General features: G+C 69.0%; 17 protein-coding genes. 16 read left to right on the forward strand and 1 reads right to left on the reverse strand.

What is annotated here, in order from left to right:
- Positions 1 to 27 precede the first annotated feature (27 nt).
- From VIU94_RS11705 to VIU94_RS11745, 9 genes are all read left to right on the forward strand, one after another.
- Entirely contained in the window at positions 28 to 390 is a 363-nt protein-coding gene (locus VIU94_RS11705; RefSeq protein ID WP_331910420.1) for a hypothetical protein, read from the forward strand.
- 116 nt (positions 391 to 506) lie between these two features.
- A complete protein-coding gene (locus tag VIU94_RS11710) occupies positions 507 to 884 on the forward strand; it encodes a hypothetical protein (RefSeq protein ID WP_331910422.1) in 378 nt (125 codons plus the stop codon).
- Between the two features lie 107 nt (positions 885 to 991).
- Positions 992 to 1246, forward strand: coding sequence for a hypothetical protein (locus VIU94_RS11715; RefSeq protein WP_331910424.1), 255 nt, complete (start codon positions 992 to 994; stop codon positions 1244 to 1246).
- Positions 1247 to 1346: 100 nt separating this feature from the next.
- Positions 1347 to 1847, forward strand: a complete 501-nt coding sequence (locus VIU94_RS11720) for a hypothetical protein (protein ID WP_331910426.1) — start codon at positions 1347 to 1349, stop codon at positions 1845 to 1847.
- The gene (locus VIU94_RS11725; RefSeq protein WP_331910428.1) at positions 1844 to 2722 is read left to right on the forward strand and encodes a PD-(D/E)XK nuclease-like domain-containing protein; all 879 of its coding nucleotides are present in this window, start codon (positions 1844 to 1846) and stop codon (positions 2720 to 2722) included. The genes VIU94_RS11720 and VIU94_RS11725 overlap by 4 nt, the downstream gene beginning before the upstream one ends.
- Complete coding sequence (locus tag VIU94_RS11730; protein WP_331910430.1) at positions 2719 to 3585, forward strand: hypothetical protein; 867 nt, start codon at positions 2719 to 2721, stop codon at positions 3583 to 3585. The genes VIU94_RS11725 and VIU94_RS11730 overlap by 4 nt, the downstream gene beginning before the upstream one ends.
- 342 nt (positions 3586 to 3927) lie before the next feature.
- Positions 3928 to 4245: a hypothetical protein gene (locus VIU94_RS11735; protein WP_331910432.1), complete on the forward strand. Its 318-nt coding sequence runs from the start codon at positions 3928 to 3930 to the stop codon at positions 4243 to 4245.
- Positions 4242 to 4661 carry a helix-turn-helix domain-containing protein gene (locus tag VIU94_RS11740; protein ID WP_331910434.1) on the forward strand — a complete coding sequence of 140 codons (420 nt, stop codon included), beginning with the start codon at positions 4242 to 4244 and terminating at the stop codon, positions 4659 to 4661. The genes VIU94_RS11735 and VIU94_RS11740 overlap by 4 nt, the downstream gene beginning before the upstream one ends.
- Positions 4658 to 4828 carry a hypothetical protein gene (locus VIU94_RS11745; RefSeq protein ID WP_331910436.1) on the forward strand — a complete coding sequence of 57 codons (171 nt, stop codon included), beginning with the start codon at positions 4658 to 4660 and terminating at the stop codon, positions 4826 to 4828. The genes VIU94_RS11740 and VIU94_RS11745 overlap by 4 nt, the downstream gene beginning before the upstream one ends.
- Before the next feature lie 55 nt (positions 4829 to 4883).
- Here the strand turns inward: VIU94_RS11745 and VIU94_RS11750 are convergent, their stop codons facing one another.
- Positions 4884 to 5105, reverse strand: a complete 222-nt coding sequence (locus VIU94_RS11750; protein ID WP_331910438.1) for a type II toxin-antitoxin system Phd/YefM family antitoxin — start codon at positions 5103 to 5105, stop codon at positions 4884 to 4886.
- 123 nt (positions 5106 to 5228) lie between these two features.
- Here VIU94_RS11750 and VIU94_RS11755 point away from each other — a divergent pair, with 123 nt between their 5' ends.
- The 7 genes from VIU94_RS11755 to VIU94_RS11785 all read left to right on the forward strand — a co-directional run.
- Positions 5229 to 5816 (forward strand): GIY-YIG nuclease family protein, encoded by a 588-nt coding sequence (locus VIU94_RS11755; RefSeq protein WP_331910440.1) that lies wholly within the window; start codon positions 5229 to 5231, stop codon positions 5814 to 5816.
- 59 nt (positions 5817 to 5875) lie between these two features.
- On the forward strand, positions 5876 to 6802 hold the full coding sequence (locus tag VIU94_RS11760) for an LvrA C-terminal domain-related protein (protein ID WP_331910442.1): 927 nt from the start codon (positions 5876 to 5878) through the stop codon (positions 6800 to 6802).
- A complete protein-coding gene (locus VIU94_RS11765; RefSeq protein WP_331910444.1) occupies positions 6786 to 7382 on the forward strand; it encodes a DnaA ATPase domain-containing protein in 597 nt (198 codons plus the stop codon). The genes VIU94_RS11760 and VIU94_RS11765 overlap by 17 nt, the downstream gene beginning before the upstream one ends.
- A gap of 5 nt (positions 7383 to 7387) precedes the next feature.
- Positions 7388 to 8770, forward strand: a complete 1383-nt coding sequence (locus VIU94_RS11770; RefSeq protein ID WP_331910452.1) for a replicative DNA helicase — start codon at positions 7388 to 7390, stop codon at positions 8768 to 8770.
- Positions 8770 to 9033, forward strand: a complete 264-nt coding sequence (locus VIU94_RS11775) for a hypothetical protein (protein ID WP_331910446.1) — start codon at positions 8770 to 8772, stop codon at positions 9031 to 9033. Before VIU94_RS11770 ends, VIU94_RS11775 begins: the two co-directional genes overlap by 1 nt.
- 11 nt (positions 9034 to 9044) lie before the next feature.
- Positions 9045 to 9305, forward strand: a complete 261-nt coding sequence (locus VIU94_RS11780; protein WP_331910448.1) for a hypothetical protein — start codon at positions 9045 to 9047, stop codon at positions 9303 to 9305.
- Between the two features lie 12 nt (positions 9306 to 9317).
- Positions 9318 to 9734: DNA cytosine methyltransferase (locus VIU94_RS11785; RefSeq protein WP_331910450.1), on the forward strand; the 417-nt coding region annotated here is incomplete at its 3' end.

A 9734-nucleotide genomic window follows, 5' to 3' on the forward strand; every position in this document is an offset into this window, starting at 1 on the left:
CTGCGAGCACCGCAAGGAGGCCGCGGCGTGAGCCTCATATCCCTGCCCCGCCTCCGCGGCACCGGAGCACACCGCAGCAAGCCCCCGGCCCAACTCCGGCAGGAACTCGACCACGCCACGTGCCACCTCGTCGCCCTCGCCACCGAGAACGACGCCCTGCAGGCCGCCAACACGCAGCTGCAGAACCAGCTGGACGCGGCGGGCATCGAACTCTCCGGCACTCGACTCGACCTCGACCAAGCCCAGCATCACATCAAGGCCCTCGAAGCCCGGCTCGCGAACCTGACCGCGGTCAGCAGCCCGGCCGGCGAGCGCGACATCGACCCGGGCGACGAACCGACCCAGCCCGTGCGTGTCGTACCGCTCAGCCAGTCGCCGCTCGCCATCTGAACTCGCCGGGCCGGCGGTGACCCCGCCCCGCCGCCCCGGCGTTCAACCTCCCCAGCACGACGCCCCGTCGAGGCGAATTCGACGGGGCGCAACCCCAAGCATCCCAGGAGACAGCAATGGGACTCGACTTCTCCCACACCGAAGCGCACTGGTCTTACACGGGCTTCAGCCGCTTCCGCAAGGCGCTAGCCACCTTCGAAGGCATCGACCTCGACCGCATGCACGGCTTCGGCCAGGGCGGTAAGCCCTGGGAGTCTGTTGCCACTCCGCTGAAGCCGCTGTTGGACCACTCCGACTGTGACGGCGAGATGACCCCGGACGAGTGCCGCCAGGTAGCACCCCGTCTCCGCCAGGTCATCGACGAGCTGTGGCCCGCAGCCACCTCCACCTGGGAGAGGAACCCGGAGGCCAGCCTCCACCGCTCCAACGGGCTGCTGCTCGCCGAGGGCATGGAGTCCGCCGCAGACGCAGGCGAACAGCTCGAGTTCTGCTGACCCCTCCCAGACGGCGCGTCGAGCACCCCCGGCTCCGCGCCAGCCAGGCCGCCCCGACCCCCGTTCCCGCGGGGCGGCCTGGCACCCCACACCCCAAGGAGCCCCTCATGGAGAACACCAGCACCCCCATCACGCCGGACACTGCCCGGCATGTCCTCTGGGCCTTCGGCCGCGAGGGCGGCTTCCGGCCCGGCAGCTTCACCCAGAAGCTCATCGAGCTCATCGCGTCCGCCGACCAGGCGAACACGGTCCGTCTCGGCGCCGCCTTCCCCGAGGTGACCAAGGCCGTCGCCCTCGCCAAGTACTCCGAGGACGGCATCGACCAGCTCCAGCGCATCGCCTCCGGCGAGGTGGCCGCGTGACCCCGCCGGTCCGCTGCGCTGAATGCGGTGACGAGGACGGACCCTGGACCCGCGAACACGGCCGACTCCTCTGCGAAGACTGCGCCCAAGGCGGTGCGAAGTGACCACCGTCGCCGAGACCAGGGGCGGCCTGGACGTCACCGGGCGCCGCGACAGCCTGCTCGCCCTCATCAAGCGCGGGCCGCAGCAGCCCATCACAACCCGCCGAGCCCAAGACCTCTACAGCGTGACCCCGTGGAGCGGCATCGGCCGCAACGCGGCACGCCGAGACCTGCGAGACCTCGCCCGCCGCGGCCAGCTCATCCCGATCACTGTCGAAGGCCGGCGCGCCTACCTGCTCAACCCCAACGCGAGCATCGCCCACCCCATCAGCCCGCGACAGTCCGAGTACGCGCTCCTCCGCGCCATCGCCGACGAGGGCGGCCAGTGGACGCCGGGACGAGCCAAGGCCGTACTCCGCCGGGCCACCGGAACCCACATCTACCGATCCGTGGCCCACCGCCACCTCGACGACCTGCACCGCGCGGGCCTCCTCGAACTGCACAGCGAGCAGCCCGGCCACTGCTTCTACACCTCGCTCATGGAAGGCGGCGCCGCATGACCACCACCATCGAGCCGACGATCGTCACCGAGCCGGGCGTGTGCCCGGATATGCCGATCGACGTCTACCACGCCGACCCCGTACCCGGCGGCAGCCTCTCCTCCTCCGGCGCCCGCAAGCTCCTCGACCCCGGCTGCCCCGCCATCTACAAGTGGGAGCGGGACAACCCGCAACCCCACAAGCGGGAGTTCGACCTCGGACACGCCGCCCACCTCCTCGTACTGGGAGAGGGCCCCGAGCTCGAGGTCATCGACTTCCCCGACTGGAAGAAGGCCGCAGCCCGCGAACTGCGAGACCTCGCCTACGACGAAGGCAAGGTGCCGCTGCTCGCCAAGGAACACGACCAGGTGCAGGCGATGGCGGAAGTGATCCGCCAGCACCCCACCGCCGGACGACTCTTCGCCGAGGGCACCGGCGTCGCGGAACAGTCCCTGTTCTGGCAGGACCTTCGCCACGGCGTGTGGCGACGAGCCCGCCCCGACTGGATGCCGCACCGCGGCGACGGCCGGCTCGTCGTCGTCGACTACAAGACCGCCAGAGCCGTCGACCCGGAGGCCCTGCAGCGGGCCGTGTACGAGCACGGCTACCACCAGCAGGCCGCCTGGTACCTCGACGGCGTCAAAGCCCTGGGCCTGGCCGGCGACCAGGAGCCCGGGTTCGTCTTCGTCTTCCAAGCGAAGAGCGCGCCCTACCTGGTCCACCTCGTCGAGCTCGACCACCCCGCCCTGACCCTCGGCGCGGCCCGCAACGACCGAGCCCTCCGCATCTACGCCGACTGCCAGCGCACCGACACCTGGCCCGGCTTCAACGACCGCGTCACCTACCTGCCGCTGCCCGCATGGGCTGAGAAGCGCGACCAAGAGGAGTACCTGTGAACCAGCCCGTACAGCTTCCGTCCAGCACGGCCCCCGCACGCATCGGGCAGGGAACCGCGGTCGAGCAGTCCCGCGCCGCCGCCGAAGTCCAGGCCGCCGTCGTCGTCGCCCAGCAGTGCCCCCGCAACATCCAGGCCGCCATTGCCGAGATGCGGCAGTCCTGCAAGCAGACCACGCTCGCCGAGCGCGCCTTCTACCGGTACCCCAAGGGCGGCCAGACCATCACTGGCGCCTCCGTCCACCTCGCCCGGGAGCTGGCTCGCTGCTGGGGCAACGTCCAGTACGGGCTGGTCGAGATGCGCCGCGACGACGAGTACGGCCAGTCCGAAATGCAGGCGTTCGCCTGGGACGTCCAGACCAACTCCCGCAACAGCTCCACGTTCATCGTGCCGCACCGCCGCGACACGAGGGACGGCGCGAAGCAGGTCACGGACATGCGCGAGATCTACGAGCTGAACACCAACAACGGCGCCCGCCGCGTCCGTGAGGCGATCTTCGCGATCCTCCCGCCGTGGTTCGTCGAGGAGGCCAAAGAGCTCTGCTCCCAGACGCTGAAGAACGGTGGTGGCAAGCCGCTGGACCAGCGCATCGCCGACGCGCTCCGCCTGTTCGCCGAACTGGGTGTCACCGCAGAGCAAATCGAGACGAAGCTCGACCGCCCGACGGAGAAGTGGATCGAGCACGACGTCGCCCAGCTCGTCGTGATCTACAAGTCGGTCCAGCGCGGCGAGGTGTCCATCGAGGACGAGTTCCCGCCGCAGCGCGTGTCCGCTGACGAGCTCGTCGGCGCGACGAAGAAGCCGGCGGTCGAAGAGAAGCCGGCCGACTGGCCGGAGACCGCTAAGCCCGGCACCGCTGCGTAGCCCGCATCACTCGGGCCGCCCCGCGGCTATCGGGGCGGCCCACCCCATCAGCATCGCACGGAGGTACCTCGTGACCACCCAGCCCGCGATACAACCCGCCCTCGACGGCACCATCCCCGAACCGACCAAGCCCGCCGCGCGGCAGCGCGCCGAGGACTACGAGACGTGGCTCGCCCAGGTATGGCCCAAGTACATCGACGCCGCAGCCGCCGGCCGGACGTTCACCTGCTTCGAGATAGCCGACGAGCACAAGCTGCCCGAACCGCCCGACTCCGCGCATCACTGGGGCAGGTTGATGACCCTCCTCAAGGACGAGGGCTACATCCGAACCGCGGGCTGGGCGTGCAGCAACAGGCCGACCGTGCACCACTCCGGGGTCCGCACCTGGAAGGGCACCGCCGCAGCCAGGAGGGCGGCAGGACAGACATCGTCGTCCTCGCCACGGCCATCGCGCTCGGTGCCGCGACCGCAGTCGCCGCCCTCTTCCGGGCCTGCCGCACCAACACCCGCAGCCTCACTGCCTACCAGCACCGGCAGCGGACCGCCGACCAGGTCATGGACGACGCCCGCGCCTGGCGAGCAGCCCGAGACCTCGAGACCTGCAAGGCCATCTACGCCCTCCCCACCATCCCGCAGCAGCGAAAGGAGACAGGACAGTGACGCACTACGCCCGCCTCACGGCCACCCGCATCCGTCCCATCAAGGGCGGCCACATCTACACGCCGTACCCCGAGACCACCACCCACGACATCGACTGGGTCGCCGTCGAACGCGCCATCAACACGCCCGACTGCCGGATCGAACTCAACAATGCCGAGAAGCGGGCAGCGTCGCTCCTCATGCTCCAGGCCGGCTACACGGCCCGGCAGATCTCCACCCAGCTGTGCATTTACCAGCGGCAGGTCGAGCGGTGGCGCCACGACGGCAAGCCGCTCGCCATCCCGCCGCACAACCCCGGCTGCAGTACCCCCGGATGCGACCAGCCTCACCGCGCCCACGGCATGTGCGTTCGTCACTACGACTCGATTCGCAAGGCCGCACGCAAGGCCCAGAGGACCGAGCAGGCCGCCGCATGAGCGCCGACGAGGAGCCGCGCCGGCTCCAGATCACCCCGCCGCCGTACCCGAAGACCACGCCCGGATTCTGCGAGACCGGCAACCCCGTCTGTGGCCAGCCCGCCCGATTCTTCGCATGCGGGTGGCGTTGCCCGGATCACCGGCCCCGCACGCAGCTGGCCGCCTGAGCGCACGACAAAGGCCCCGCACAGCGGGGCCAGGAAGGGAGGGGACGTGTCAGCGCTACGTCTCGAGCGACTCGAGCCGCGCACGGTCAGCAAGGGCCTGCTCGTAGAAGTCCGGCGGGACCACGATGGCGACGCGGCTGCCTCGCTCGGTGAACGCTGCCGGCTTCTTCCCCCACCGCACGCCGCGGATCAGCTCGGTGAGCGAAGCGCGGGCGTAGGTCATGGCGACCTCGGCGACGCCGTCCTCCGCGATCTGGATGTGCTGGTCGGAAGCCATGGCCAGAGTGTAAGTCATTTCCAATCCTTCCATCATTGCCAATCTTTAAAGTATCCTGGCATGGCTGGGCGCCGAGCGCCAGAGCAACTCATCCACATTCCATCCATCCGAGAGGAGGCAGCAGTGCAAAACGACAGGCACTCACTACCGGCAGACCTCCAGGAATCCCTCGCCGGGACGCTCCAGCACATACGCCTGATCCAGGAGAAGGAAGCCCGCCTCGCCGAGGCCCGCCACGGAGCGCTCGAGCAGGCACTCCACCGGATCGGAACCGACTACCGGACCGGCCGCCTCACGCAACACCAACTGTGCACGGCCGTAGCGGAGATCAACAGTCTGTCGATGCCGGGGCGGATGAAGGCGTGGGACCGCATTGTCGGCATCTCATGGAAGCGGCTGACTCACCTTGCCCGGCAGTTGCCCAACGGGCCGGCAGGCAGCTGGGTCGGGGAGTACCCCATTCCGCTGGATGCCCCCCGGCCGATCTACGGCGTCCCCGTCGTCTACGTCCTGTTCGACGACGCCAACGAGCCCTGCTACGTCGGCTCGACGGACAAGTTCAGCCCGCGCATGACATTCCACGAAAAGAGCGGCAAGCGCTTCGTCCGCTGGCAGGCACACCCCTGCGACGACCGCGAGCACGCCTACCAGCTCGAGGACCGGCTCCTGAAGCGGCACAAGCCCTACCTCAACCGGAAGGCCAGCAGGTGAGCGCGTAACCGCGGAAGCCGCCCTCGAAGAGCCGTCCACACCCGCAGGAAGAAGATGTCGTGAGCACTGAGGCCGTGAACTGGGCAATGGACCACGCGCCCATGTTGCGCACCGAGAAGGGCAAGCCGGATACCACGGCTCGCCATGTTCTCCAGGCGCTTGCTGAGCACGCCCGTCCCGACGGATCGAACGCTCACCCCTCCGTGCTCCGCATTCAGTACCGCACCGGCTACGACCGGACCACCGTGCAGCGGGCGCTGCGCCGGCTCGAGAACGGCGGGCTGATCCGCAAGGACGGCACGACGGAGAACCGGACACGGTGGCAGCTGGCCGTGGAGCTCGTCCGGCCGGCGACGGACTGGAAGGAACTGGAGCGCGAGGAGGACGAGTTCCGCGCCGCGGCAGCTGAGCGGAAGCGCCGGTCCCGGGCGAAGGGTGTCACGCACGCAGAGTTCGTGACCGTCACGGACTCAAAGGGTGTGACGGTCACGGACGCAGAGTCTGTGACCGACGGCGGTCACGCACTCAAAGTGCGTGATGTCACGGACTTTAAGTCCGTCCGTCACGCACGGAACGCCGCCCTAACCACCAATCAACCACCAACAGAACCAAATACAGATACTTCTTCCCCCGCCGCACTCGTCCCCGCCGGCCGCAGCAGCAAGAGCGAGCAGCACCTCGAGGCCTTCGGCGCCTTCTGGCTGATCTACCCGAAGAAGAAGGCCCGAGAGGAAGCCAAGAAGGCGTGGATCGCCGCCATCGAACGCGGCGCAGACCCGGCCCGCATCGTCGACGCCGCAACCGTCTACGCCCATGAGCGCACCGGCGAGGACCCGCAGTACACGAAGTACCCGGCCACCTGGCTGAACAAGGGCTGCTACGACGACGAGCCCGATCCCCAGCCGAGGCCCCAGCCCGGCGCCAACGGCATCCCGCAGCAGAACGACTGGACCATGGAGGACTTCCACAGTGGCTTCGCCAGCTGACAACCACGACGCAAACCAGGAATGGCTCCGCGACCGCGCCAACGCCTTCCTCGCCCGCATCGACGCCGCCACCCCCGCCCTCTACCGCCGGCCCGTCCCCATCCCCGACGCCGTACAGAACTGGGCCAACGGACAGACCACCACCGGCCTCGCCATCGTCGGACCCATGGGCCGCGGCAAGACCCACCTCGCATGGCAAGCCGCCCGCCAGTGGGTCGCCGCCCGCGTCGCCCAGCCCGGCATCCCCAACGTCATCACCTACCGGGCCACCGAACTCTTCGACAAGCTGCGGCCCGACGCCCTCACCAACCCCTACACCGTCCTCGAGCAGGCCAAGACCGTCGGCCTGTTCATCCTCGACGACGTCGCAGCCGCCAAGCCGACCGTGTGGACGCAAGAACGCCTGTACGAACTCATCGACGAGCGCTACACCGAACAGCGCCCCCTGCTCATCACCGCCGACGTCCCGCCGAAGAACCTCGGCGAATGGGTCGGCCCCCGCGTCGCCTCCCGACTCACCGAGATGTGCAGCGTCCAAGTCCTCGACGGCCCCGACCACCGCGCGGCGGTGGCCCAGTGAACGACATGTGGCCCGACGAAGAAGACCCCCAGCGGGCCGGCGCGTTCAACAGGCCCTCCGACCTACTGGCCGAACGGATCGTCGCCGCCTCCGTCATGGCCCGCCCCGACCTCATCGACGAACTCGCCGCCGACTTCGACCCCGCCGACTTCACCGAACAGCGCTATGCCTGGATCTGGCACGCCGTCGACGAGATCCGCAACGAACTCACCGACGGCAAGATCCCCTGGCACGAGGTGTCGATCCAGCTCAAGAAGTGGCAGGCAGAGAAGTACCTGCCCGTCGTCCCCTACGACGACGTCGAACTGTCGCGGATCTACCTGGAAGCCGAGCCGTCGTCAGCCGCCTGGTACGCCGCGCGGATCAACCGCATCGCCGAACGGAACCGCACCCTCGACCTCGGCATGCGCGCCAAGACCGTCGCCCTGTCCGCCGGCTTCGACCGCGACCGCGACCTTGCCGCCCTCCAGCAGCAGCTCGACGCCATCATCCGCGGCCAGGCGGGCAACACCCCCCGCATCCTGTCCGACCTGCTTCCCAACGCGCTCGAGCGGGCTGTCACTCCTCGCACCAACGAGAACCGAATCCCGACCGGGCTCGCAGACCTCGACGTCCTCACCGGCGGCGGCTTCTCCCCAGGCCGGCTGGTCATCATCGGCGCCCGGCCCGGCGTCGGGAAGACCACGGTCGGGCAGGGCTTCGCCCGCGCCGCCGCCATCACCAACAAGATCCCCACCCTTTTCACCAGCCTCGAAATGGGCGAGGACGAAATCCTCGAGGGCATCCTCGCCGCCGAATGCCGCGTACCCCTCAACCACATCAGCACCGGAACGACCAGCGACGCCGACGCGGCGCGCCTCCTGAACGCCACAGCCAGGCTCGCCGAGTCGCCCCTGTACGTCGACGACGCCACCGACGTATCCCTGCCGTCGCTCCGCGGCCAGGTCCGCAACCTCGTTCGCACCGTCGGCCTGCGCATGGTCGTCGTCGACTACCTGCAGCTCATGCAAGCGCCCAAGGCGGAGAACCGTCAGGTCGCCGTGTCTGCTCTGTCCCGCGGCTTGAAGCTCATGGCCAAGGAGTTCGGCATCACCGTCGTCGTCCTGTGCCAGCTCAACCGGGCGTCCGAGCAGCGCTCCGACAAGCGCCCCACGATCGCCGACCTCCGCGAATCCGGAGCCATCGAGCAGGACGCCGACATGGTGATCCTTCTCCACCGCCCCGACATGCACGAGCCCGAGTCCCACCGGGCCGGCGAGGCCGACCTCATCGTCGACAAGCACCGCGGCGGGCAGCGCACCACGATCACCGCCGCCTGGCAGGGGCACTACGCCCGGATTTTCGACATGGCCTACACCCCCACCACCCACCAGCAGGAGGATTCGTGATGCCCGCCTACCTCGACTCGTGCGAACGCTGCGGCCAGTACGACGTCGCTCCCTCGGCCGGGATAGCCGACGGAGACGGGATCGTCTGCGGCTACCGCTGCCCCGCATGCCGGGTCGTGTGGACCTGCTCATGGATGACCGTCCCCGGCCGCATCACCCCGCCGGACACGACCACCGACCGCCACGTCGCCGCGCTGATGCACGAGCAGGCCGCCATCAACCGAGCCCACAAGCACCCCGCCCGCGACACCCCCGCCGCCTGAAAGGACACCCCATGGACACCACCAAGAGCGTCGACGCCGACCCCGAGGTCCGCGTCTTCCACCGCGCCGACGGGTGGGTGCTGCCCGACTACACCGACCTCGCGGACTGCACCAGCAACTTCCACCGCCAGCAGGACGGTCGACCCGCCTGCACAGCAACGCCAGTCTGGAAGGTCGTCAAGGACTACGGGCTGCACCTGAGCATCGGCTTCTACTGCGACACGGACCTGCCCGACGAGCACCGCCACCCCGCCACCACCCCCGCCGCCTGAAAGGAGAACCACATGCCCGAGCTCCGACACGGCAGCTTCTGCACCGGCTACGGCGGCCTCGACATCGCCACCCAGAACGTCTACGGCGGAACCCTCAACTGGGCCTGCGACATCGACCCCGGCGCCGCGCAGATCATCGCCCACCGCATGCCCGGCACCCCCAACCTCGGCGACCTCACCACCACCGACTGGCAAGCCGTCATCGACGAACACGGGCCCGTCGACATCGTCACCGGCGGCTACCCCTGCCAGCCCTTCAGCGTCGCCGGCCAACGGAAAGGAACCGCCGATGCCCGCCACATCTGGCCCCACATCGCAAACGCCCTTCGCGTACTACGACCCCGCATCGCGATCTTTGAAAACGTCGCAGGGCACCTTCGACTGGGATTCGACACCGTCCTCCGTGACCTTGCCGCAATCGGGTTCGAT

Source organism: Streptomyces sp. (genome assembly GCF_036566765.1).
Taxonomy (GTDB): Bacteria; Actinomycetota; Actinomycetes; order Streptomycetales; family Streptomycetaceae; genus Streptomyces.